Source organism: Janthinobacterium pasteuri, assembly GCF_051380775.1.
Lineage (GTDB): Bacteria > Pseudomonadota > Gammaproteobacteria > Burkholderiales > Burkholderiaceae_D > Janthinobacterium.
In genome coordinates, this window is record NZ_JBNYXS010000019.1 from 51999 (window position 1) to 75989 (window position 23991).

The 23991-nt window shown below is 62.6% G+C and carries 19 protein-coding genes and 1 tRNA gene; 12 read left to right on the top strand and 8 right to left on the bottom strand.

The genetic code is table 11. The annotated features are described in order from the left end of the window. Positions 1 to 7: 7 nt before the first annotated feature. Positions 8 to 3226 carry a molybdopterin dinucleotide binding domain-containing protein gene (locus tag ACQ4WN_RS18630; RefSeq protein ID WP_436552866.1) on the top strand — a complete coding sequence of 1073 codons (3219 nt, stop codon included), beginning with the start codon at positions 8 to 10 and terminating at the stop codon, positions 3224 to 3226. Between the two features lie 69 nt (positions 3227 to 3295). On the opposite strand, the gene ACQ4WN_RS18635 is transcribed toward ACQ4WN_RS18630, so the two are convergent. The 5 genes from ACQ4WN_RS18635 to mutM are packed head-to-tail and all read right to left on the bottom strand — an operon-like array spanning position 3296 to position 9656. After that, on the bottom strand, positions 3296 to 3910 hold the full coding sequence (locus tag ACQ4WN_RS18635) for a response regulator transcription factor (RefSeq protein ID WP_436552867.1): 615 nt from the start codon (positions 3908 to 3910) through the stop codon (positions 3296 to 3298). After that, the gene (locus ACQ4WN_RS18640; RefSeq protein WP_436552868.1) at positions 3907 to 5700 is read right to left on the bottom strand and encodes a sensor histidine kinase; all 1794 of its coding nucleotides are present in this window, start codon (positions 5698 to 5700) and stop codon (positions 3907 to 3909) included. Before ACQ4WN_RS18640 ends, ACQ4WN_RS18635 begins: the two co-directional genes overlap by 4 nt. Next, complete coding sequence (gene mutY, locus ACQ4WN_RS18645) at positions 5700 to 6863, bottom strand: A/G-specific adenine glycosylase (protein WP_436552869.1); 1164 nt, start codon at positions 6861 to 6863, stop codon at positions 5700 to 5702. The genes ACQ4WN_RS18640 and mutY overlap by 1 nt, the downstream gene beginning before the upstream one ends. Positions 6864 to 6882: 19 nt before the next feature. Then, on the bottom strand, positions 6883 to 8784 hold the full coding sequence (locus ACQ4WN_RS18650; protein WP_436552870.1) for a dynamin family protein: 1902 nt from the start codon (positions 8782 to 8784) through the stop codon (positions 6883 to 6885). Positions 8785 to 8819: 35 nt separating this feature from the next. Further along, the gene (mutM, locus tag ACQ4WN_RS18655) at positions 8820 to 9656 is read right to left on the bottom strand and encodes a bifunctional DNA-formamidopyrimidine glycosylase/DNA-(apurinic or apyrimidinic site) lyase (protein WP_436552871.1); all 837 of its coding nucleotides are present in this window, start codon (positions 9654 to 9656) and stop codon (positions 8820 to 8822) included. A gap of 166 nt (positions 9657 to 9822) precedes the next feature. On the opposite strand from mutM, the gene ACQ4WN_RS18660 reads away from it, so the two are divergent. The 8 genes from ACQ4WN_RS18660 (at position 9823) to ychF (ending at position 17280) form a co-directional block, all read left to right on the top strand. Further along, positions 9823 to 11613, top strand: coding sequence for a tetratricopeptide repeat protein (locus ACQ4WN_RS18660; protein WP_436552872.1), 1791 nt, complete (start codon positions 9823 to 9825; stop codon positions 11611 to 11613). Positions 11614 to 11695: 82 nt separating this feature from the next. Beyond that, a complete protein-coding gene (locus tag ACQ4WN_RS18665) occupies positions 11696 to 12346 on the top strand; it encodes an outer membrane lipoprotein LolB (RefSeq protein ID WP_436552873.1) in 651 nt (216 codons plus the stop codon). Further along, a complete protein-coding gene (ispE, locus tag ACQ4WN_RS18670) occupies positions 12343 to 13227 on the top strand; it encodes a 4-(cytidine 5'-diphospho)-2-C-methyl-D-erythritol kinase (RefSeq protein WP_436552874.1) in 885 nt (294 codons plus the stop codon). The genes ACQ4WN_RS18665 and ispE overlap by 4 nt, the downstream gene beginning before the upstream one ends. Before the next feature lie 88 nt (positions 13228 to 13315). Beyond that, positions 13316 to 13392, top strand: a tRNA-Gln gene (locus ACQ4WN_RS18675). A 150-nt stretch (positions 13393 to 13542) separates the two neighbouring features. Beyond that, positions 13543 to 14493: a ribose-phosphate pyrophosphokinase gene (locus tag ACQ4WN_RS18680; RefSeq protein WP_034753270.1), complete on the top strand. Its 951-nt coding sequence runs from the start codon at positions 13543 to 13545 to the stop codon at positions 14491 to 14493. 168 nt (positions 14494 to 14661) lie between these two features. Beyond that, entirely contained in the window at positions 14662 to 15273 is a 612-nt protein-coding gene (locus tag ACQ4WN_RS18685; RefSeq protein ID WP_101483612.1) for a 50S ribosomal protein L25/general stress protein Ctc, read from the top strand. Between the two features lie 115 nt (positions 15274 to 15388). Beyond that, positions 15389 to 15973, top strand: a complete 585-nt coding sequence (gene pth / locus ACQ4WN_RS18690) for an aminoacyl-tRNA hydrolase (RefSeq protein WP_034753275.1) — start codon at positions 15389 to 15391, stop codon at positions 15971 to 15973. Positions 15974 to 16188: 215 nt separating this feature from the next. After that, positions 16189 to 17280: a redox-regulated ATPase YchF gene (gene ychF, locus ACQ4WN_RS18695; RefSeq protein ID WP_034778348.1), complete on the top strand. Its 1092-nt coding sequence runs from the start codon at positions 16189 to 16191 to the stop codon at positions 17278 to 17280. A 74-nt stretch (positions 17281 to 17354) separates the two neighbouring features. Here the strand turns inward: ychF and ACQ4WN_RS18700 are convergent, their stop codons facing one another. Together ACQ4WN_RS18700 and ACQ4WN_RS18705 are read right to left on the bottom strand one after the other, a co-directional pair. After that, the gene (locus ACQ4WN_RS18700) at positions 17355 to 17855 is read right to left on the bottom strand and encodes a MipA/OmpV family protein (protein ID WP_436552875.1); all 501 of its coding nucleotides are present in this window, start codon (positions 17853 to 17855) and stop codon (positions 17355 to 17357) included. Positions 17856 to 18047: 192 nt separating this feature from the next. Further along, a complete protein-coding gene (locus ACQ4WN_RS18705) occupies positions 18048 to 18542 on the bottom strand; it encodes a hypothetical protein (protein WP_436552876.1) in 495 nt (164 codons plus the stop codon). Between the two features lie 138 nt (positions 18543 to 18680). On the opposite strand from ACQ4WN_RS18705, the gene ACQ4WN_RS18710 reads away from it, so the two are divergent. The 3 genes from ACQ4WN_RS18710 to ACQ4WN_RS18720 all read left to right on the top strand — a co-directional run bounded on the left by ACQ4WN_RS18710 (position 18681) and on the right by ACQ4WN_RS18720 (position 21950). Next, positions 18681 to 19775, top strand: a complete 1095-nt coding sequence (locus tag ACQ4WN_RS18710) for a type II asparaginase (RefSeq protein ID WP_436552877.1) — start codon at positions 18681 to 18683, stop codon at positions 19773 to 19775. 128 nt (positions 19776 to 19903) lie between these two features. Further along, positions 19904 to 20755 (top strand): MOSC domain-containing protein, encoded by an 852-nt coding sequence (locus tag ACQ4WN_RS18715; protein WP_436552878.1) that lies wholly within the window; start codon positions 19904 to 19906, stop codon positions 20753 to 20755. A gap of 34 nt (positions 20756 to 20789) precedes the next feature. After that, on the top strand, positions 20790 to 21950 hold the full coding sequence (locus ACQ4WN_RS18720) for a GGDEF domain-containing protein (RefSeq protein WP_436552879.1): 1161 nt from the start codon (positions 20790 to 20792) through the stop codon (positions 21948 to 21950). On the opposite strand, the gene ACQ4WN_RS18725 is transcribed toward ACQ4WN_RS18720, so the two are convergent. Continuing rightward, positions 21951 to 23930, bottom strand: coding sequence for a monovalent cation:proton antiporter family protein (locus ACQ4WN_RS18725; RefSeq protein ID WP_436552880.1), 1980 nt, complete (start codon positions 23928 to 23930; stop codon positions 21951 to 21953). Between the last annotated feature and the right edge of the window lie 61 nt (positions 23931 to 23991).

Sequence of the window (23991 nt, forward strand, 5' to 3'; positions counted from 1 at the left end):
GTTAATGATGAACGATCAAGTACACAACAACGCAAACAACGACGGCCCTGACGACGAAAACGAAAAGCGCCGCAAGCTGCTACGCTACGGCGCCATCGGCGGCGGCCTGGCCGCGTTTGCCGCCAGCTTTTCCACCACGGCAGGCCGCATGGTCGACCACGCGCTGGGTCAAGACAAGCCTGTGCAGAAACTGCACGGTAATTCTCTGCCGCCCGAGTTTTCCGTCGACACGGCCACGGGGAAATTGACGGTCAACCCGGACCAGCAAGTCAGCTACACCATGTGCATGGGCTGCACCACGTTTTGCGGCGTGCGCGTGCGCCTCGACAAGAAAAGCGGCAAGGTGTTGCGCGTGGCGGGCAATCCCTACAGTCCCATGTCGGCCGACCCGGCGCTGCCATATCAAACCTCGATCCGCGACAGCTTTGTGTCGCTCTCGCGTTTCCAGGAAAAGGGCTTGAAAGGCCGCTCGACCGCTTGCGGTCGCGGCAATGGCGTGCTGGAGCAGATGGAGTCGCCGTTTCGCGTGCTGGCGCCCATGAAACGCGTGGGACCGCGCGGCGGCGGCCAGTGGGAGCCGATCGCCTTCGATCAGCTGGTGAAGGAAGTGACGGAAGGCGGTGACTTGTTTGGCGAAGGTCACGTGCAGGGCTTGCGCGCCTTGCGCGAGCTGGAAAAGCCCATCGATCCGGCGCAGCCGGAACTGGGCCCGCAAGTCAACCAGGTGGGCCTGATGTGCAGCACGGACGACGGCCGCCTGGCGTTCGGTACGCGCTTTTTCAAGCAGTCGTACGGCAGTTTGAATTTGGTCAACCACGGCTCGTATTGTGGCGGCGCTTACCGCAGCGGCTCGGGCGCCATGTTCGGCGACATGAAGAAAATGCCGCATGCGAAAGTGGACCTGGAAAATACGGAATTTTGCATTTTTGTGGGCACGGCGCCGGGCAATGCTGGCAACCCGTTCAAGCGCCAGGGCACGCTCATAGCGAAAGCCCGCTCGGGCAAGCGCGATTTCAGCTATGTCGTCGTCGACCCCGTGCTGACGAATGCGGACAGCCTGGCAGCGGGCGACCGCAGCCGCTGGGTACCGATCAAGCCGGGCACGGATGGCGCGCTGGCCATGGCGATGATCCGCTGGATCATTGAGCAGGAACGCTATGACCGTCATTTCCTCGCGCAGCCGAATCTGAAGGTGGCGGAGGCGGCGGGCGAGGCCGCCTGGTGCAATGCCACGCATTTGATCATCAATGAGAAAGGCCATCCGCGCGACGGCCGCTACCTGCGCGCGTCCGACATCGGCGCGGTGGAGCTGGCGGAAGAAGAGCGCTACAAGGATGGCGACGCCTTCTGCGTGATCGACGCTGCCACGCAAGCCATCGTGCCGCACAACGCCGCCAAGGGCGAGGGACGGCTGTTCTTCGACGGCCCGCTGGAAGTGGCAGGCGTGCCGCTGCGCCTGAAGACGGCCATGACGATGCTGAACGAGGAAGCGCAGCGCCACAGCATGGATGAATACGCGGCCGCCTGCGGCATCCCGCGCGACATCATCGAAGGGCTGGCGCGGGAACTCACCAGCCATGGCAAGCGCGCGGCCGTCAATGCGCATGGCGGCATGATGTCGGGCGCCGGTTTCTATAACGCGTATGCGCTGGTCATGCTCAATACCCTGATCGGCAATTTGAACCGCAAGGGCGGCACGCTGGTCAATGGCGGCAGCTTCAAGGATGCGGGGCCCGGTCCGCGCTATAACCTCGAGAGTTTCGACGGCGAGATCAAGGCGGCGGGCATGCCGATCGGGCGCAATGTGCCCTATGAAAAAACCTCGGAATTCAAGCTGAAGAAGGAAGCGGGCAAGCCGTATCCGGCCAGGGCGCCGTGGTATCCGAACGCGCCCGCGCTGGCGACCGAATGGCTCACCAGTGCCATGAACGGCTACCCGTACACCTTGAAGGCGCTGATCCTGTGGAGCTGCAATCCTGTGTACGGCATCACGGGTTTGCGCGCGCAGATCGGCAAGGAGCTGGCCGATCCGAAGAAGATTCCCCTGATCGTCGCCATCGACCCCTTCATAAATGAAAGCTCGGCGTTTGCCGACTACCTGCTGCCCGATACCTTGCTGTATGAAAGCTGGGGCTGGGCCGGCGCCTGGGGTGGCATGCCCGTCAAAATGAGCACGGCGCGCTGGCCCGTGGTCGAACCGCGCGTGCAGAAAACGCCGGATGGCCAGACCATCTGCATGGAATCGTTCTTCATTGCGCTGGCCAACACGATGGCCTTGCCCGGCTTCGGGCCCGAGGCCTTGCAAGACATGGATGGCCAGCGCTTCCCCCTGCAGCGCGCGGAAGACTGGTATCTGCGCGGCGGCGCCAACATCGCCTGGCAGGGCAAGACGGCCGTGCCGGAAGCGAGCGACGACGACATCGAGCTTTCCGGCGTGGCGCGCATCCGTCCCGAACTGGAGCGCACCTTGAAGCCGGAAGAATGGCGCAAGGTGGCCTTCATGCTGGCGCGGGGAGGGCGCTACCAGAGCTATGGCGAGATGTTCGGCCTGCGCCTGCCGCCGCCGGCGAATGCCAAGGTGCCCGTGGCTCCTGCCCCGGTGGCCGATGAGACGCCGTATCCGCAGGACTGGTCCACGCACCGCTATCTGAAGCCCATGATGCTGTACAACGAGGGCCTGGGCGTGAGCAAGAACAGCTTGAGCGGCAAACGCTTCCCCGGTACGCCCGCCTGGAGAGTGGCGGCGTTTGCCGACGGCACGCCCGTGCGCAAGGCCTACCCGACCAGCGAGTGGCCATTCGAGTTGATCAGTTTTAAATCAGCGCTGCAGAACTCCTACAGCATCGGCGCGCGGCGCTTGCGCGGCATCCATCCTGACAACCCGGTTGCCGTGCATCCCGACGATGCGGCGCGTTTGAAGCTGGAAAATGGCGATGAAATTGTTCTGGAAACGCCTGGCGGCAGGGCCAGGGCCACAGTGATGCTGCGTCATGGCGTGCAGCGGGGCGTGATCGCCGTCGAACACGGATTCGGCCACAAGGAGCATGGTGCGCGCGCCCACCGTATCGGCAAGTCGCGCCAGCCCGACGAGCCGGCCATCGGCGCGGGCATCAACTTGAACGACCTGGGATTGACGGACCCGAGCCGCGGTGACAAGAACGTGTTTGTCGATCCCGTCTCGGGCACGTCGGTGCGGCAAGGACTGCCGGCGCGGATTATTCGTTGAGAAGCAGACTCGAACCTTTTACCCCAAGGTCGTAACGGCTGGGGTCAGACCCGGCGGGTCTGACCCCGGCTAAATCTCCCCGCTGGCCATCAGCAGCCGGGCTACCTCGGCTGCTGAATGCAGGCCCAGTTTTTCCATCGTGTTATGGCGGTGCACCTGCACCGTCTTGTCGCTGATGCCCAGCTCGCGGGCGATGACTTTCGAGGCTTTGCCTTCGGCCATCAGCAGCGCCACTTCGTGCTCGCGCGCAGTGAGCCTGGCCAGCGCCGATTGCGCCGTATTCGCGCTCGCGGCGCTGCGGCTTTCTTCCACGCTGCGGGCCACGGCGCGCGAGACGGCGTCCAGCAGCACCTGGTCTTTGCAGGGCTTTTCCAGAAAATCGCAGGCGCCGGCTTTCATCGTTTGCACGGCCATGGCCAGGTCGCCGTGGCCACTGAGGAAGATCACGGGCAGGGAGATGGCGTGACGCGACAGTTCCTGCTGCAGCTCCAGTCCGCTCATCAGGGGCATGCGCACGTCGAGCAGCAAGCAGCCCGGTGCATGGCCATCATAGCGCTGCAGGAAATCGCGCGCCGATTCAAACGTCTCCACTTGCCAGCCGGCCGAATCGAACAGATAGGCCAGCGAGCGGCGCATGGCGGCGTCGTCGTCGACGACAAAGATAATCGCATCGCTTTCATTCATGGTGTTTCCTTGTTTGCTTTTATGCCGGTATCTTCGGGCAGGCGGAACCAGACCGTCAAGCCCGGCGCATCGGCATTGGCGTGCGCCGACAGGCTGCCGCCGAACGATTCGATGATGCTTTTACTGAGCGACATGCCCAGGCCCAGGCCTTCTGCCTTGGTGGTAAAAAAAGGTTCGAACAGGCGTGCCATCTGCGCTGCTTGCAGGCCGCAGCCGGCGTCGCGCACGGCGACCGTGCAGGCGCCGTTTTCCCGGTGCAGTAGCACGCCGATGGCGTGCCCGGGATTGTCGTTCTCCACCTGCGCATCGAGCGCATTCTTGAGCAAATTCAGGAGCACCTGCTGCACTTGCTGCGGGTCGGCCAGCACGCGAGGGTCCGGACTGCCAGCGTCGTGGCGCCAGCTGATATTGGCTTGCGGATGGGCCGCGCGGAACAGCGCCACGGCTTGCTCCACGGCGTCGGCCAGGGCGAAGGGGGTGCTGTGTGCGGGACGCTTTTGCGCCATCGCGCGAATGTGGCGGATGATGGCTCCCGCGCGCTCGCTCTGCGTGGCGATTTCCTGCGCGCCGTCGAGCAGTGGCGCCGCGTCCAGCCGGCCCGCTGCGATGCGGCGCGCCATGCCGCGCGCGAAATTGCCGATGGCCGCCAGCGGCTGGTTCAATTCGTGCGCGATGGCGCTGGCCATCTCGCCCAGGATGGCCAGGCGCGCCGTGTGGTCGAGCGTGGCCTGGCGCTGGCGCACCTGTTCTTCCAGTGCGCGCTGCTGGTGCTGGGCGGCACGTAGTTGCTCCGTGCGCCGGCTGACCAGGTATTCCACGCGCACCGTATGCACGGCCCAGGCCACCAGCAAGGCCAGTACCAGCAGCATCCAGCCCCAGTAGCGGCGCAGTGCCGTCTCGAATGTCAGTTTGTTCAGGTAGGCGTAGGGGCCGATGCGCAATTCGCGGAACAGCTCATCGACGATCTGGTAATCGCTTGGCACCGTCCAGCTGTAGCCCCCACTGGTGCGCGGCATGGCCAGCAGGGCCAGCGCCACTTTTTTCGCCAGCGCCGGCGGCGTCTGGCGCAGGGCCACGAAGGGCCAGTCCGGATACAGCCGCGACGAGCTGGCACAGCGAAAACCGGGAATCGGGCGCGTGGTGATCACGCGCAGTTCCTCGGCGCGCACTTCCCCGCGCGCCACCATCTGTTCCAGCAAACAGGTGCGCACGATGCCGGCATCCATGCGCCCGGACCGCACGGCTTCGACGATTTGCTGCGACGGGAAACCGCTATAGCGCAGGCTGGCAAAATCGTGCGCGGGATCGATACCCGCTTCCAGCAGTTCGCGCGCGGCGATCTGGTAGCCGCCAAACGCATCGGGCGCCACCGCCATCACGTTCTTGCCCGCCAGGTCGGCCAGGTCGTGCAGCGGCGATGCATTGCGCACGACGATGGCCGAGCCGATGGCCTGGCGCGGCGAGTCCGTCCATGGCGATTCGAGCGTGGCGATGCGGCTAGCACCATCGCTGTGTTCCAGCGCCACGTAATGACCGCTGCTGGTGATGGCAAAGGCGATCGATTGCGACTGCACGGCGCGCGTCAGGCCCGCCTGGTCGTAGTCGGCCAGCACGAAGCGGATGCCGGGAACGCTGGCTTGCAGGTGGCGCGTCACGTATGACCAGTCCTGCTGCACGGCGTCGCTGCCCTTGTAGGCCAGCACGCCAATGCGGACCTCTGGCAGCTCGTCAGCCGCTTGCGCGCCGTGCAGGCACAGCGCCGCCAGCGTCAATGCGACCAGCCTGCGCACTAGAACATGCTGCGCTGCGCTGCGCGCGCATCGCCGAACAGGTCCAGCAGCAGTTTCTTGATGGGTGCGGGCAGCGGTGCGTTTGCAATTTTCGCGCCGTCGTACCAGACGTGGGTGGCTTCCCCGGCCAGCGCCAGGCGGCGCGCCAGGGTGATCCGGCAGGGGACGATGTGCAGTTTGTAGTGGGTAAATACATGCACGATGGGCAGCAGCCGTTCCTGCGTCTCGATCTCGCCGAACGGCGCCACGACGCGTGCCAGCGCCTGCTGGTCTATCTCTCGCGGTGAGCCTTCACCGGCCAGTACATGGCCATCGAGTTCGGGCAGCGACAGCAAGCCACCCCAGATGCCGGAGCCCGGGCGCTGTTCCAGCAGCACCTGGCCGTTGTCGACGATGAGCAGCATGACGGCGTGCTTTTCCGGGCTGGTTTTCTTCGGTTTTCGCACCGGTAAATCCTTGGTGCGGCCCGTGGCGTAAGCCACGCAGCGCGGTTGCAGCGGGCAGCGGCCGCAATCGGGGCTGCTGCGCGTGCACAGGGTGGCGCCGAAGTCCATCAAGCCCTGCGTGTAAGCTTCGATGCCAGTCTCCGGGAGTAGCGCTTCGGCGCGGCGCCACATGGCTTCCTCGACCCGCTTTTCGCCGGGATAGGCATCGATGCCGAAGGTGCGCGCGAAGACGCGCTTGACGTTGCCGTCCATGATGGCCGCCCGCGTGCCGCTGGAAAACGCGGAGATGGCGGCGGCCGTCGAGCGGCCGATGCCGGGCAGCTCGGCCAGCAGGGCCGGGTCGCTGGGGAAGACGCCGTCGTATTCGGCCACCACGCGCTGCGCGCATTTGTGCAGGTTGCGCGCCCGCGTGTAGTAACCGAGGCCGCTCCATTGCGCCATCACGTCTTCCACCGGTGCTTCCGCCAAATCGCGCAGGGTGGGGAAGCGTTCGAGGAAGCGCGCGTAGTAGCCCAGCACGGCCGTCACCTGCGTTTGCTGCAGCATGATTTCGGACAGCCAGATCAGGTAGGCGTCGCGCGTGTTTTGCCATGGCAGCGCGTGGCGGCCATGCTGCTTTTGCCAGGCGATGACGGTGGCGGAAAAAGTCGGGTCGATATAGTCTTCCAAAGGTGCCGCGCCCGGGGCGGGCGAGAGCGGATGCAGCAGACGTTTCATGCAGGATTCCAGTGTGGTGTTATGTTGCGCTGGCGATGCGCAAGGCAGCCAGCAATTGCGCCAGTTGCGCCTTGTCGCGTTCGAGCGCCGCCAGGCTGGCTTCGAAGCCGGCGATCTTCTGTTCCAGGCTGCCGGTGGCGTCGTGGATGCGCTGGATCGAGGCAAAGCGCAGTTTCAGCTGTTCCTTGTACTCGACGATCTGCGCTTCGAGCGGCGCCATGATGACTTTCAGCCAGGCGCTGGCGTCGTCGTTGGCGTTGGTGAAACTGCGGCGCACGCGCGAGGCGATGGTGTCGAAGAATTTCTCCATCAGCACGACCCGGCTGGTGGTCAGCAGGGTCGCCGTGCCGAACTGTTTATGGTAGACGGCTTCGATATCGGCGATCTCCTGGCGGTAGCGGGCCAGTGAAAAAGGCATCGGCAAGGCCAGCGCCAGGCCATGTTCGGTGGCGAATTTGCGGTACATCACATTCATCATCTCCGTGATCTCGGCCGTCTTGCCTTCCGAGCGGTCCAGGTTCTGGGCGATGCGTTCGAAATACTGGCGCACGGCTTCGCGCAGGCCCGTGAAAAAGCGGCTGCGCTGCATGGCGGCGCGCACGTCATCGATATCGTCGCGCACGATGTCCATGCCCAGGCTCGTATAGAGTTCCGTCGACAGGCGGGTAAATACGGCGCGCGTCGCCTGCAGCTTGAACAGGCTGCTGTCGAATTCCTTCTTTTCGATATCGATGCGCCGCATCATGTGGGCGATCACGCTCTGGTTCTTGCCGCGCAGGCTGTGCAACTCGTGCAGCTGCTCGGCGATGCCGCGCGCGCGGGCCGCCGCCTGCACCTGCTGCGCCGCTTCGATGGCGTCCAGGTCGAACGCCAGCTGGCGCCGGATGATGTCCTTGCGCGCGGGGATCAGCTCCTCGAACAGGGCCGTCTCCAGCGCCTGCAGGCGGCTTTTTTCCAGCAGCGCCGCATCGTGGTTGATCTTGCCCACCAGGGCCTTTTGCGCCGACACGGGAAACACCTGGCCAGCGTCCAGGGCCAGGAGATGCGCCACGCTGGCCTGCTGGCGCTCGATCGCCTGCGCCACCTCCAGGTCGCCGCGCAATTCATCCCACATGCTGTCGATCTTGTTGAGCACCACCAGGCGGCCGGCGCCCGCGCCGATATGGTTGCGCCAAACCTCGATGTCGCTGCGCGTGACACCCGTGTCGGCGGCCAGGATGAACAGCACCGCGTGCGCATTCGGAATCAGGTTCAAGGTCAGTTCCGGTTCCGTGCCGATGGCGTTCAGGCCCGGCGTGTCGAGGATGACGAGGCCCTGTTTCAGCAGCGGATGGGGGAAGTTGATGATGGCGTGGCGCCACATGGAGATTTCCACCTGGCCGTCCTCGTCGAGCATGGCGGGGGCATCCGCGTCTTCGGCGTCGTACAGGCCGTAGCGCGCTGCTTCTTCCACGCTGACTTTTTTCGTCAGGCTGACCTGGCGCAGGGCTTCCTGCATGTCGCCGCCCGCATCGATGTTCAGGGGCAGGACGGTCCAGGCGGCGGGCAGCTCGCGGTAGTCGCTGGTCGACAGGTTCTGCGCGCGCGTCTCGATGGGCAGCAGCCGGATCGATGGCTGCCAGGTGGCGTCGTACAGCAGCTCGGTGGGGCACATGGTGGTGCGGCCCGCGCCCGAGGGCAGGATGCGCTGGCCGTAACCGGCAAAGAAGATGGCGTTGATCAGCTCGGATTTGCCGCGCGAGAATTCCGCCACGAAGGCCACGGACAGGCGGTCGTCAGTCAGGCGGGACACACAGCGCGCCAGGCGCAGCGCGGAAGCGCCGTCGACCAGGCCCGCCGCGCTGGCGGCTTGCCGGTATGCCTGCAAGGCCGCCAGCACATCCTGGCGCCATGCGCTGTATTGTTCCAGGTCCCTGACCATCTGACTCCCTCGGTGAGTGTGCTTACTTTTGACAGCTATTTTTGGCAATTCACGCAGTAAAACGTGGAACGCTGTCCCTGCACGATTTGCCGGATCGGCGCGCCGCATACGCGACATGGCTTGCCCGTGCGGTTGTACGTGAAATACGTCTGCTGGAAGTAGCCGGACTGGCCGTTTACGCCGATGAAGTCGCGCAAGGTGCTGCCGCCTTGCACGATGGCTTCGGCCAGTACGTCGCGGATCGCCTGTGCCAGTTTCTCATAGCGCGCCAGGCCGATGCGTCGGGCCGGCGTCTTCGGGTTGATCCCCGCCCGAAACAGGCTCTCGGAACAATAGATATTGCCCACGCCGACGACGATGTCGCCCGCCATCAGTACCTGCTTGATATTGGTGCCCTTGTTGCGTGTTTTTTCGAACAGCAGCTGGCCCGTGAAGCCGCCTTCCAGCGGTTCCGTACCCAGGCCGCGCAGCAGCGCGTGGCCATCCAGCGGGCCGTCGGCCTCGTCGTGCCACAGCACGGCGCCGAAGCGGCGCGGGTCCGTCATGCGCAGCACCTGGCTGCCGCCGTCCGCATCTTCCACGACAAGGTCGAAATGATCGTGCTTTTGCGCCTCCGTCCCCGTCGGCAGCACGCGCAAATGGCCCGACATGCCCAAGTGGATGATCAGCGTGCCGTGGCGGAAGTGGATCAGCAGGTATTTACCGCGCCGCCCCGTCAGGCCGATGGTTTGCCCCGACAATTGTTCGCCCAGTGCCGGGGGGAAGGGCCAGCGCAGGCCGTCGCGGCGCAGCACGACGGCGCGCACGGCGCGGCCCTCGATGTGGGGCGCGACACCGCGCCGTGTGACTTCGACTTCTGGCAATTCTGGCATAGGACTCGAATGGTTGAAAAGCGGGTAAAAACTGGCAGCTTGCCGACGGATGGCTGGCCCGGGCACGCCATGCCGCCACGACGTATATATTTCGTTACATACGTGAAGTACGCGATAGCCGCGTTGGGCGTAGAATCAAACTTTGCCGTTTAGCCAGGATCAGCCTTTGAAAAACGCTTTCGCCATTGTAACCTTGTCCGCCCTGATGGCCACGCATGCCATGGCACAGACGCCTGTCGCCCCCGCTAATGCCGCGGCCGGCGCCTCCACGGCCGCGCCCGCCGCGCCGCAGGAGCCGGACGCCACCTCCAAGGAGGGGGCCGGCGGCGACGAGCTGCCGAAGGTCGAATTGAGCAGCGACTTGCTGTACAAGCTGACCAAGGCTGAAATGGAATTCAAGAGCGGCCAGTGGCAGGGGCCGTACGTGACGATGATGGTGGCGGCGCAGCAGACGCGCGACCCGCGCCTGGCGCGCCGCGCTTCCGAAATGGCGCTGGCTGCCAAGCAGGGCGGCGAAGCACTGGCGGCCATCCGCCTGTGGCGCGAGCTGGCGCCCGACTCGGACGAGGCGACGCAGTTCTTCCTCGGCTTCGTCGTGTTGACGGACAAGATCGAAGAAGCGGAACCGATCTTCGCCGAGCGCCTGGCTAATGCGCCAGGCGGCGCGCGCGGCGTGGCCCTGTTCCAGATGCAGCAGATCCTGTCGCGCTCGAATGACAAGCTGTATGCCTACTCGATGGTGACGCGTCTGGTGCAGCCTTACCTGGATATGTTCGAAGCGCACCTGGTGCTGGCGCAGGGCGCCCTGTCGATCGGCGAGCGTGAGCGCGCCATCGGCGAAGCGAACAAGGCGCTGGCGATCAAGCCGAACTCCGAGCTGGCCGCGCTGACCCTGGCGCAGGTGACGGGCGAACCCGAAGCGGCAGGCAAGGTGCTGGCCACTTTCCTGCAAAAGAATCCGGACGCCGTCGAAGTGCGCGGCGCGTATGCGCGCCTGCTGGTCGAGCAAAAACAACTGGAGCCGGCGCGCGATCAATTCCTGCTGCTGCTGAAAAGCCAGCCCGATAACGTGGGCGGCCTGTATGCGCTGGGCATCGTGGCGCTGCAGCTGGAAGACACGAAGGGCGCCGAGCAGTACTTCAAGCGCTTCCTGGCCGTGCTCGAAAAATCCCCTGGCGACACGCGCGATCCGTTTAAGGCACTGATGATTTTGTCGCAGATCGCCGAGACGCGCGGCGATACGGCCGGCGCTATCGCCTGGCTGGACAAGGTCGACAACAGTGCATCAAGCGGCTATGTCGAGGCGCGCTTGCGCCGCGCCCAGCTGATCGCCCGTGGCGGCAATCTCGATGCGGCCCGCAAGGCGCTGACGGAAATCGAAACGGACGATCCGGCAAGCCAGGCGCAGGTGCTGCTGGTCGACGCACAATTCCTGCGCGACGCCGGCTATGTGCAAAGCGCCTATACGGTGCTGGAAAACGCGCTGCTGCGCTTCCCCGACAATCCGGAACTGCTGTACGACTACGCCTTGCTGGCCGAGCGCCTGGATAAACTCGAACTGATGGAGGCCAGCCTGCGCCGCGTGATGGCGCTGGCGCCCGACAATCAGCATGCGTATAACGCCCTGGGCTACTCGCTGGCCGAACGGGGCATTCGCCTGCAGGAAGCCCATGCGCTGATCGAAAAAGCCTTGCAGATGGCGCCGGGCGACCCGTTCATCATGGACAGCATGGGCTGGGTGCAGTTCCGCATGGGCGACCTGGCCGCCGCGGAAAACGCGCTCCGTCGCGCCTATGCCGTGCGCAGTGATCCGGAAATCGCCGTCCACCTGGGCGAAGTGTTGTGGCAGAAGGGCGACAAGGATGAAGCGCAAAAACTGTGGCGCGATGCGCAAAGCAAGGACCCGAAAAACGAGGCGCTGAAAAGCACCCTGGCGCGCCTGAATGTCAGTCTATGAATGTTAACCCAAGGGCAAATACCGGGGTCAGATCCCGCAGGGACTGACCCCAGCATCTGCCGTTGGGTTTATAAAAATTACCATGTTAAAAAAACTCTTCCCCCTCACGCTCGTCTGCCTGGCCCTCTCGGCCTGCTCGACCCTGACTTCCCCCTTTTCTTCCGGCGCCGCGCCATCGGGCGCTGCCGTCGCCCCGTACCGCGAACAGGTGGAGCTGACGGGGCGCTTGAACGTCGTGTACCAGAAGGATGACAAGCCTGAATCGGCGACCGTCAATTTCAACTGGCAGCAGACGGCCGCGCGCACGGATGTGACGCTGTATTCGCCCGTCGGCAGCACCCTGGCCACGATCGTCGTCACGCCGCAGCAGGCCGTATTGACGCAAAGCGGCAAGGCGCCGCGCAGCGCGCCCGATGTCGATACCCTGAGCGCGCAGATGCTGGGCTGGTCCTTGCCTGTGTCGGGCTTGCGCGACTGGCTGCAAGGCTATGCCGTGGGCACCGATGGCAAGCGCTTCGTCGCTTCGCCCGCCAACGACAGCGTGACCACCAAAGACGGCTGGCGTTTGCGCTATGTGTCGTGGCAAGAAGTAGGGCAAAATGCGGGCGAAAATACACCGGGCGCCTTGCCCCAACCGCGGCGTATCGATGCCGAACGCAATGCCAGCGCGCAGGCCGATGCCGTATCGCTGCGCATCGTGCTCGATCCTGCCCCTTCCGCACCTGCACCATGACACTGACGACTCTGAACCATTGCTCGGCCCCGGCCAAGCTGAACTTATTTCTACACGTCAACGGCCGCCGCGCGGATGGCTATCATCTGCTGCAGACGGTATTCCAATTGCTCGACCATGGCGACACCTTGCACTTCGCGCTGCGCGACGATACGGCGATTGTCCGCGTGACGGCGCTGGCCGGCGTGCCGGAAGAGCAGGACCTGATCATCCGCGCCGCCAGGCTGCTGCAGGCCGAAGTGCTGCGCCGCACGGGCGCCTTGCCGCGCGGCGTCGATATCGCCATCGACAAGGTGTTGCCCATGGGCGGTGGCCTGGGAGGCGGTTCGTCCGACGCGGCCACGGCGCTGATGGCGCTGAACCGTTTGTGGCAAGCGGGGCTGACGCGCGAGGAATTGATGGCGCTGGGCTTGCCGCTGGGCGCCGATATCCCGTTTTTCATCTTTGGCGAGAATGCCTTTGCCGAAGGCGTGGGAGAGGCCTTGCAGCCCGTCGCCACGCCAGAATGCTGGTATGTGGTGATCGAGCCGGGCGTGCAAGTGCCCACCGCTGCAATTTTTTGCGCGGAAGGCTTGACGAGAAATACCGAACCCGTCACAATAGCGGACTTTTCCAGGCACCTCGCAGAAGGAAACGATGCGGGCGGGTTTGGTAAGAATGATTTACAGCAAGTAGCATGCAGTCTTTTCAAGCCGGTAGCAGATGCGGTAGAATGGCTGAGTGCTTACGGTGAGGCCAGGATGACTGGTTCCGGTGCTTGTGTTTTTAGTGCGTTTGGCAGTCAGGAAGAAGCGGATGCGGTGCTCAGCAATGTGCCACCAGTCTGGATCGCCTGGAAGGCAAAAGCGCTGAATCGGCACCCAATGTTCACGGTGTTGTAAAGCAAAGTAAGCAGCAAAAAAAGATTTTGCTTCGCGTCAAATAGTCGGTATAATACTGGCCAACATGACGGCAAGCAGTCAGTAACGTAGGGGAATCGCCAAGCTGGTTAAGGCACTGGATTTTGATTCCAGCATGCGAAGGTTCGAATCCTTCTTCCCCTGCCACCATTTCACCGTAGTCTGTCGATGCGAAGTCAGCGTCCAGTGCGGGAAAAAGCAGATATGTCGCCACGCGGCATATTCTAAACAATGACTGACCGGGCCTATGCCCGGTTAGTGCTTTTCAAGACTTCTATATCACCTCTTGGGACTCCCATGGCTTACGAAAACCTGATGGTTTTTACCGGCAACGCGAATCCAGCGTTGGCAGAGGGGGTCGCAAAAAACCTCGGCATTCCTCTCGGTAAAGCAAACGTTTCGAAATTCTCCGACGGCGAAGTAATGGTCGAGATTAACGAAAACGTGCGCGGCAAGGATGTTTTTGTTTTGCAATCCACCTGTGCTCCAACCAACGACAGCCTGATGGAAATCATGCTGATGGTTGATGCCTTGAAACGTGCTTCCGCTGGCCGCATCACCGCCGCGATTCCTTACTTCGGCTACGCCCGCCAAGATCGTCGTCCGCGCTCCGCGCGTGTGGCGATTTCGGCCAAGGTGGTGGCGAACATGCTGGAAGAAGCCGGTGTCGAGCGCGTCCTGATCATGGACTTGCACGCTGACCAGATTCAAGGTTTCTTCGATATCCCAGTCGACAATATTTACGCTTCGCCAATTTTGCTGGGTGACCTGCAAAAGAAAAACTACCAGGATTTGCTGGTGGTGTCGCCGGACGTCGGCGGTGTGGTACGTGCGCGCGCCCTGGCAAAACGCCTGGGCTGCGACCTGGCCATCATCGACAAGCGTCGTCCAAAAGCGAACGTGTCCGAAGTGATGAACATCATCGGTGAAGTCGAAGGCCGCAACTGCGTGATCATGGATGACATGGTCGACACGGCTGGCACCCTGACCAAGGCTGCCGAAGTGCTCAAAGAACGCGGCGCGAAAAAAGTCGTGGCGTATTGCACGCACGCGGTACTGTCCGGCCCGGCGATCGACCGTATTTCGGCTTCGCCACTCGATGAGCTGGTCGTGACTGACACGATCCCCCTGTCCGAAGCGGCCCTGGCCTGCGGCAAGATCCGTCAACTGACGTGCGCGCCGCTGCTGGCCGAGACGTTCAAGCGCATCATCAAGGGTGACTCCGTCATCTCGCTGTTCATCGATTAATTCGGTAAAAGCAGCAACAGACGTAATGCCTGCGGCGCGACCGGCTTTTTGCCTGTTGCGCCGCAGTGTTTTAGTTTTCGGGGTGCATTTGCGCCCATTTCCGAAGATTCCTGGTCGCGGGAATCTTCATAACACAAGGCGCAAGCCTTGTTCTTCTTGGAGTTTCACATGAAAGTTATCGCATTTAAACGCGAATTGCAAGGTTCCGGAGCGAGCCGCCGCCTGCGCATTTCCGGCCAAACCCCTGGTATCGTCTACGGTGGCGCTGAAGCCCCTGTGCTGATCTCGCTGGATCACAACGCCCTGTACCACGCGTTGAAAAAAGAAGTGTTCCACTCGTCGATCCTGGACCTGGAAATCGACGGCGTTTCCCAGCAAGTTCTGTTGCGCGACTTCCAAGTCCACGCATACAAACAACTGGTTCTGCACGCTGACTTCCAGCGCGTTGACGCTAAGCAAGCTATCCACGTGAAAGTTGCTCTGCACTTCATCAACGCTGACGTTTCCCCAGCAGTCAAACTGCATGGCGCGACCATCAGCCACGTAGCCAACGAAATCGAAGTTTCGTGCCTGCCAGGCCAACTGCCAGAATTCATCAACGTTGACCTGTCGAACATCGACGTCGGTCACTCGTTGCACATCGGCGACCTGGTCCTGCCAGCTGGCGTGACCGCTGTCACCCACGGCGCCAACCTGACCATCGCTACCGCTTCGGTACCGGCTGGCCACGTTGCTGCTGAAGCTGAAGCAGCCGCTGCTGTTGACGCCGACAAGAAGTAATTTTGCCGCCGCAGCAATGCGGTAGTTGCAAGGAAAAACCCGCCAGGTTCGCCGCGCGGGTTTTTTTCTGCCTGTTTTCACCGATAATGTTTTCTTTTTCACTGCAGACACAGCCATGCCCATACGCCTGATCGTCGGCCTCGGCAACCCGGGACCCGAATACGAACAAACCCGTCACAATGCCGGTTTCTGGCTGGTGGATAATCTTGCCAACAGCTTGCCCGGCACGCGCTTGCAGCGCGATTCGCGCTACAACGCCATGCTGGCTAAGACTTCCATCGGCGGCAACGAAGTCTGGCTGCTCGAACCGCTGACCTTCATGAACCGCTCGGGCCAGTCCGTGGGCGCGCTGGCGCGCTTCTTCAAGATCGCCGCCGATGAAGTGCTGGTGGTGCACGACGAGCTCGATCTGATGCCCGGTATTGCGCGCCTGAAAAAAGGTGGCTCGGCCGGTGGCCACAATGGCTTGAAAGACATCACGGCCGCGCTGGGCACGCAGGATTACTGGCGCTTGCGCCTGGGCATCGGCCACCCGCGCACCCTCAGCCTGCAGCAGCAGGTGGCCGACTTCGTGCTGCACCGTCCGCGCCGCGAAGACCAGGAGCTGATCGAGCAAGCCATCGACAAATCCTTGCAGGTGATGCCGCAGATCGTCGAAGGCAAGTTCGAGGCAGCGACGATGAAGTTGCATACGGCTTGAGAGTAGGGCCTGATGGCGTCACGATACGGCTGTTTTGGCGTCATTTACCCATCATCGGGCTTTTGAAGCGCGCGCGACACGGGTACAATTGACCCCTTGAAATGCAGCACACGCACTATCCCCGGAAAATGGCGAATCATCGCTCCGTTTTCCCTAACAGCACGGCAAGCACGCCGATAGACGGCGCCATGTGCTTTGATTATTAAAGGTTTTCCATGAGTCTCCAATGCGGTATCGTCGGCTTGCCGAACGTCGGCAAGTCCACCCTGTTCAATGCACTGACGAAAGCCGGCATCCCGGCTGAGAACTATCCGTTCTGCACCATCGAGCCGAACGTCGGTGTCGTTGAAGTGCCGGATCCACGCATGGATGCGCTGGCCGCCATCGTCAAGCCGGAACGCATGGTCAATGCCATCGTGGAATTCGTCGACATCGCCGGCCTGGTGGCGGGCGCGTCGAAGGGTGAGGGCCTGGGCAACCAGTTCCTGTCGCATATCCGCGAAACGGACGCCATCGTCAACGTTGTGCGCTGTTTTGAAGATGACAACGTCATCCACGTGGCCGGCAAGATCAACCCGCTCGACGATATCGAAGTCATCCAGACCGAACTGGCGCTGGCCGACATGGGCACCGTGGAAAAAGCCATCCACCGCGAAAACAAGAAAGCCCGCTCGGGCGACAAGGACGCGGCCAAGCTGCTGGCCATCATGGAACGCATGATGCCTTACCTGAACGATGCCAAGCCGGTGCGCGCCATGGGCCTCGATGCCGACGAAATGGAACTGATCAAGCCTTTGTGCCTGATCACGGCCAAGCCAGCCATGTTCGTCGCCAACGTGTCGGACACGGGCTTTACCAACAACCCGTTGCTGGACCAGCTGACGGCCTACGCGCAATCGCAAAATGCCCCTATCGTCGCCATCTGCGCGGCGCTGGAAGCGGAAATCGCCGACCTGGACGATGCCGACAAGGGCGCTTTCCTGGCAGACATGGGCATGGAAGAGCCGGGCCTGGACCGCCTGATCCGCGGCGCCTACAAGCTGCTGGGTCTGCAAACTTACTTCACCGCTGGCGTGAAGGAAGTACGCGCCTGGACCATCCATGTGGGCGACACGGCACCGCAAGCGGCCGGCGTGATCCACACCGACTTCGAACGCGGCTTCATCCGCGCGCAAACCATCGCCTATGACGACTTCATCGCCTACAAGGGTGAAGCGGGCGCCAAGGAAGCGGGCAAGATGCGCGCCGAAGGCAAGGAATACGTGGTTAAAGATGGCGACGTGCTGAACTTCTTGTTCAACGTCTAAGCTCCTCCCGACGCTATTCGCATGCCCATGCCCATGCCCATGGCTGGGCATGGAGTGTCAAAAAACCCTGCAAATCATTGATTAGCAGGGTTTTTTATTGCCCGGATAGCCAGCATGTCTGGCAGGTTGTCCGAGCGTTGCCACGTCCACAGCAGACCGATGCCGGCCGAGGTGCCACTGTTCTGGCGCAGCAGGGTGGTGGCGCTGTTGGCGGCGCCTGTGTAGTTGTCATAGCGCAAAAAAGCAAAGGCGCGCCAGTCCGGCTGCAGCCGGTAGGAACCGCCCAGGCCCAGGCACGTGAGCATCAGCCCGCTCTTCGCCGCATACGCCGGGCGCTGACCGGTGGCAAATGCGGGGCTGACGCCATAAAAGTCATCGTTGATGGCGGCATTGCCCAGTACGGCACCGGCGCTGGCATCGACATGCCATGCCTGCTGTTCGCCTTGCAGCGCATACACGAGGCGTGGCTCGAACGTGGCGCCATGGCCGGCAAGGACTGCGCAAAACCGATATCGACATCGAATCGCTCCGTGTCGAGCAGGCGCGCGCCCACGCCGGAGCGGTCGGCGCGTCATCCTTTGCCACGCTAAATCAGATAGGGAAGGGCCGGCGGCGCGTCGAGCGTTCGCTGGCGCCGGGATAGGCGGGCGTGACGGCGGTGCCGCCAAACACGCCAGCTTTTCATGATGGCAGCGGTGGTTCGACGGCGCGCGCCGGTGCCATGGCGGCGCAGAGGGCGCAGGCGGCCAGCAAGGTGCGTGCGAGGTTTATCGAGGAACTCCGCAAGGCTTGCCCACCGGCAGCGATTCGAACTCAGCAACGAAGGCCATCAGCCCCCTCCTGTGCCAGCCCAGTTCATCGCGCACGGCTTCCGCTTCCGCCCTCTTGCCCTGGCGTTCATACTGGTCGATTAGCGCCCTGTAGCTGAGGGCGCTCGATGTTTTGCTGCGCTTTGCCAGCGCAATGGCTTCGCGGAAATGAAATTCGGCCGCGTCGTAGCGGCAGGCCGCGCTGGCGGCGCGTCCCGCCTGGTGATGCAGCCGCTCCTGCCAGGCGAGGTCGCCACGGCCCAGTTCTACATTTTCGACGGCTGCCTCGTAGCTGCGCATGGCTTGCGTCCAGTCGCCCTGGCTGGCCGCTTCCCGCGCGAACTGTTCCTGCTGCGCCGCCGTGCGCAGTTCGATCTGCGTGGAGCAGGCGTTGAGCGCCAATAAGACTAGCGGCAGGATGAGGCAAGAGCGGAGGGGGGGCAATGTGGGCATGGCGCTACTGTAGCGCATGCGCATGCGCAGGCGCGCACGTTTGCGCGCTACGCATGAAATGGATATTCCCCGGGCATGGATGACATATAATTTGCACACGACTTTGTTATTTTTGACAGTACACCTCACGGGAGCATCATGTTTTCATACAAATTCCATTCTTATGCACAGCTGATGCTGGCTACCTTGCTGATGGGCTTTATCGCCGCTTCACCGGCGCGCGCGCAGCAAGCGGCCGTCAAATTGCCGAATGTGGTGATCCTGGCCACGGGCGGCACCATCGCCGGCAGCGGCGCTGACAGCACCACTACCGTGGGCTACACCTCGGCCACCGTGGGTGTCGAGCGCCTGATCGCGGCCGTGCCGGAACTGAAGAAAGTGGCGAATGTGAAAGGCGAGCAAGTGTTCCAGATCGCCAGTGAGAGCATGGGCAATAGCCACTGGCTGGCCCTGGCCAAGCGCATCAACGTGCTGCTGGCCTCGAACGATGTCGATGGCGTGGTCGTCACGCACGGCACCGACACCATCGAGGAAACGGCGTATTTCCTGAATCTGACCGTGAAAAGCCATAAACCGGTGGTGGTGGTGGGCGCCATGCGTCCGTCGACCGCCATCTCGGCTGACGGCCCCATCAACCTGTACAACGCCGTGATGCTGGCCGGCAGCAAGGAAGCCGTGGGCAAGGGCGTGCTGGTGGCATTGAATGACCAGATCAACGCCGCGCGCGAAGTCACCAAAACGAACACTTCGACGACCGACACCTTCAAGTCGCCGGAACTGGGCATGCTCGGCTACATCCAGGGCAGCAAGGCCTTCTTTTACCGCCAGTCGACGCGCAAGCACACGCTGGAATCGGAATTTGATATCAGCAAGCTCGATGCTCTGCCGCAAGTAGACATCGTGTATGGTTACGCCAATATGAACCGGGTCGGCATGGACGCTTTCATTGCCGCCGGTGCCAAGGGCATCATCCACGCGGGCGTGGGCGATGGCAGCGTGGCCGCACAAATGAAGCCGGCCCTGGTGGAAGCGCGCCAGAAGGGCGTGCTGATCGTGCGTTCCAGCCGCGTCGGCCAGGGCATCGTGGCGCGCAATGGCGAAGCCAACGACGATGAACTCGATAGTGTCGTGTCCGACACCCTGAACCCGCAAAAAGCCCGCATCCTGCTGATGCTGGCCTTGACCAAGACCAACAGTACGCAAGAAATCCAGCGTATTTTCTACACGTATTGATCCTTGTCGCGCCAGGCCAGCCTCATTGGTTGAGCCTGGCTGATTTACGCTTGCCCGCTTTGCTGCCATACTTCGCCTCTGAATAACTTCCTGGCAGAAGCAGCAACACTGTTCCTTGTCCCTTGTCCATGGCTATCCTGTCCGACATCATCCTGTATCCGATCAAATCGTGCGCCGGCATCCACTTGCAGGAGGCTGTGCTCACGCATTCCGGGCTGATGAGCGAGCACGTGTTTGACCGCGAATGGATGGTGGTGGACGTGCAAGGCCGCTTCCTGACCCAGCGCGAACATCCGCGCATGGCACTGATCGTGCCGTCCATCAAGGCCACCACGCTGGAGTTGCGCGCGCCGGGCATGCTGCGCCTGGAAATCGAGCTGGGCTTGCCGCATCCGCAACGCGCGCCCATGCTGGAGGTGCAGGTGTGGGACGATACCGTGCGCGCCTACGATTGCGACGAGGTCACGGCCACCTGGTTTTCCAACGCCATCGGCGTGCCGTGCCGCCTGGTGCGCTTTCACCCGGACGTGGTGCGCGCCACCAGCACGGAATGGACGAATGGAATTGCCGCCTCGACCATGTTTGCCGATGGCTACCCGGTGCTGATCGCCGGCAGTGCCTCGCTCGCTGACGTCAATGACAAGTTGCGCGCCGCCGGCCGCGAGGCGCTGCCGATGAATCGTTTCCGTCCCAACCTGGTCATCGGCGATATTGCAGCCTTTGAGGAAGACTACGCCGAGTTCCTGCAATTCGGCGCCACCATATTAAAACCTGTCAAGCCATGCTCGCGCTGCCCGATTCCGTCGGTGGACCAGGCTACGGGCGTGCCCGGCCCGGACCCGCTCGACGTCATGCATGGCTATCGTGCCAAGCCCGAGCTCGATGGCGCCATCTGCTTCGGCATGAGCGCCATCGTCACCGACGGCGGCGACGAGCGTATCGTGGTAGGGCAGGACATCGGTTTCGAACTGGTATTTTAAGCATGGCGCCCGTACATAAGGGTTTAAGGTTTCTATGAATCAAGCAATACCGCCGGACCCGCGCATTGCCAGCCTCGAAGCCGAAAACCAGGCCTTGCGCGCGCGCATGGCTTTCCTGCTGGAACAGGTCGAGCGCAACCACGACATCATGTGCCGCCACCAGGCGTTTGACCTGGAAATCGTCGGCGCGTCCACCTTTCCCGAATTGATCGGCACCATTTTTCGTACCTTGCCCGTGATTTCCGACCTCGACGGCGTCACTCTGAGCCTGCTCGACGAGGATGACGATATTGTGCTGGTGATGGAAAAACTGGGCGTCGATTTCAGCGCCTTTCCGCAGTTGCTGTTCGTGCATGCCGTGGCGGAGCTGGGTTTTGCTCCGCCGGCGTCCGTGGCCGAGGGGGAAGCGGCCTTGCCGCCGTTGCCGCTGCTGGGTCAGTTCGATGCACCCGTGCATGGCCCGCGCTTTCCGCAGATCGATGCTCCCCTGCGCAGCGTGGCGCTGGTGCCCTTGCTGCGCAACAAGCGCCTGATCGGCAGCCTGAACCTGGCCAGCGGCGACGTGACGCGCTTTACGCCCTCGCTGGGCACGGATTTCATCAAGCACATGGCTTCCATCATCGCTATTTGTCTGGAAAACGTGATCAGCAATGAAATGCTCAAGTACATCGGCTTGACCGATTCCCTGACGGGCGTCTATAACCGCCGCTATATCGACCGCCGGCTGCTGGAGGAAATCGCCCGCGCACGGCGCCAGAATTATTGTATTTCATGCATGTATATCGACATCGACCATTTCAAGCTGGTCAATGACACCTATGGCCACCAGGGCGGCGATGAAGTGCTGCGCGAAGTGGCCACGCGCATCCGCACGGAATTGCGCCGCTCCGATGCGCTGGGACGCTTCGGCGGCGAGGAATTTGTCGTCCTGCTGATCGACGCCGACCTCGACAGCGCGACCTTCGTTGCCGAACGCATCCGCGCCAGCATCGCCGGCACCATGTTTGACTTGCCGGGCAGCGCGCAAGCGTGGGTCAGCGTATCGATCGGCGTGGCCAGCCTTGAGGCGGACGCGGCGCTGCTACCCATCGAAACGGTGGCGCAGCAACTGGTGGCGCACGCCGACCAGGCCCTGTACCAGGCCAAGGCGGGTGGACGCAACAAGGTCATCAGCTGGCAGGCGCAGGTCGAATAATTATTTCAATAGCAAGGTTTCAGCTTTGGCCACGGCGTCGGCTGTGCCGCGCAACACCACCACGTCACCGCTGGCCAGCTGCGTCTCGGGCGTGACATCGAGGCGGCTGCGGCCGCGGCGGATGGCCGTCACAAACGCACCGCAGCCGGCTATGTTGATCGTGCTCAAAGGCAAGCCCACGCACTGCGCGCCCTCGTTGACGGTGACCGTATGCAGGCGTTCCAGTTCGGCATCGTCGCCCGCGTCGCTGGAACCGTGGAAATAGCCGCGCAAAGAGGCGTAGCGCTCCTCGCGCGCCGCCTGCACCCGGTGCACCACGCGGCGCAGGGGGACGCCCATCATGATCAGCGCGTGCGAAGCGAGCATCAGGCTGCCTTCCATCAATTCCGGCACCACTTCGGCCGCGCCCGCGCTTTTCAGCTGGTCGAGGTCGGTGTCGTCATGGCTGCGCACGATAACGGGCAAGGTCGGCGCCATTTCTTTGAGTAAATGCAATAACTTCAGTGCCGAGGGCGTGTTGGCGTAGGTAATCACGACGGTGCTGGCCCGGTAGATGCCGGCAGCCACCAGGCTTTCGCGCCGGCCCGCGTCGCCATACGAGACGTGGGCGCCGGCCAGCTGCGCTTCCTGCACCCGTTCCGGGTCCAGGTCCAGCGCGTGATATTCGATCTTTTCCTCTTCCAGCAGGGTGGCCAGGCTTTGTCCGCTGCGCCCGAAGCCGGCGATCAGTACGTGCTTCTGCGATGCCATGATGCGCGTGGCGATCTTCGTCAGGGCCAGCGATTGCATCATCCAGTCGTTGGCGGCCAGTTTCATGACGATGGCGTCGGACTTGGCGATGAGGAAGGGCGCCACCAGCATCGACAGCACCATCGAGGCCAGCACCACCTGCACGACGAACGGGTCCATCAACTTGATGCCGCCAGCCAGGTTCAGCAGCACGAAGCCGAACTCGCCCGCCTGCGCCAGTCCCAGCCCCGTACGCAGGGCCACGCCGTTGCTGGAACCGAACAGCCGGGCCAGTCCCGCGATCAGGGCAAATTTCAGCAGCACGGGGCCGCACAGCAGCAGCAAGACCAGCCACCAGTTGTCGAGTACCACGCGGATATTGAGCAGCATGCCGACGGTGATGAAGAACAGGCCCAGCAGCACGTCGCGGAAGGGCTTGATATCCTCTTCCACCTGGTGCTTGAATTCCGTCTCGGAAATGAGCATGCCGGCAACAAAAGCCCCCAAGGCCAGCGACAGCCCGGCCCGTTCCGTGATCCAGGCCGCGCCCAGCGTGATCAGCAGCAGGTTGAGCATGAACAATTCTTGCGAGCGGCGCTTGGCGACGATGGTCAGCCAGCCACGCACCAGCTTCTGGCCGATGAACAAGAGCAAAATGAGTACGATCAGGGCCTTGCCGCCTGCCCAGGCCAGGGTTTCGGCCAGGTTGTCCGAATCGCGCGTGAGGGCGGGAATCAGGATCAGCAGGGGCACCACGGCCAAGTCCTGGAATAGCAGGATGCCGATGATCTTGCGGCCGTGTTCGCTTTCCAGTTCCAGCCGTTCCGTGAGCATTTTGGACACGATGGCCGTCGATGACATGGCTAGCGCGCCGCCCAGGGCGAACGCGGCTTGCCAGCTCAGGTGGATGTAGGCGGACAGGTAGCGCCCGACGAACCAGCCGAAGACGACTGTGGCGACGATGGTGGTGACCACCTGCGCCATCCCTAAGCCGAAGACGATGCGCCGCATGGCGAGGAACTTGGGCAGAGAAAATTCGAGCCCGATGGAAAACATCAGGAAGACGACGCCGAACTCGGCCAGGGTGTGGCTGGCCTCGTTTTCCGCTGCCAGGCCCAGCGCGTGGGGACCGATGACGATGCCGACGGCCAGATAGCCCAGCATGGGCGGCAAATGCAACATTCTGAAAGCGACAACGCCCAGCACGGCGCTGCCGAGTAACATCAGGGTCAGTTCAAGCGAGGAAAACATGGGTTGCCCGGTGCGGTCAATGGAAATCGTTGTTTGTTGTGACTGGCAAGTTTTTTGCTTT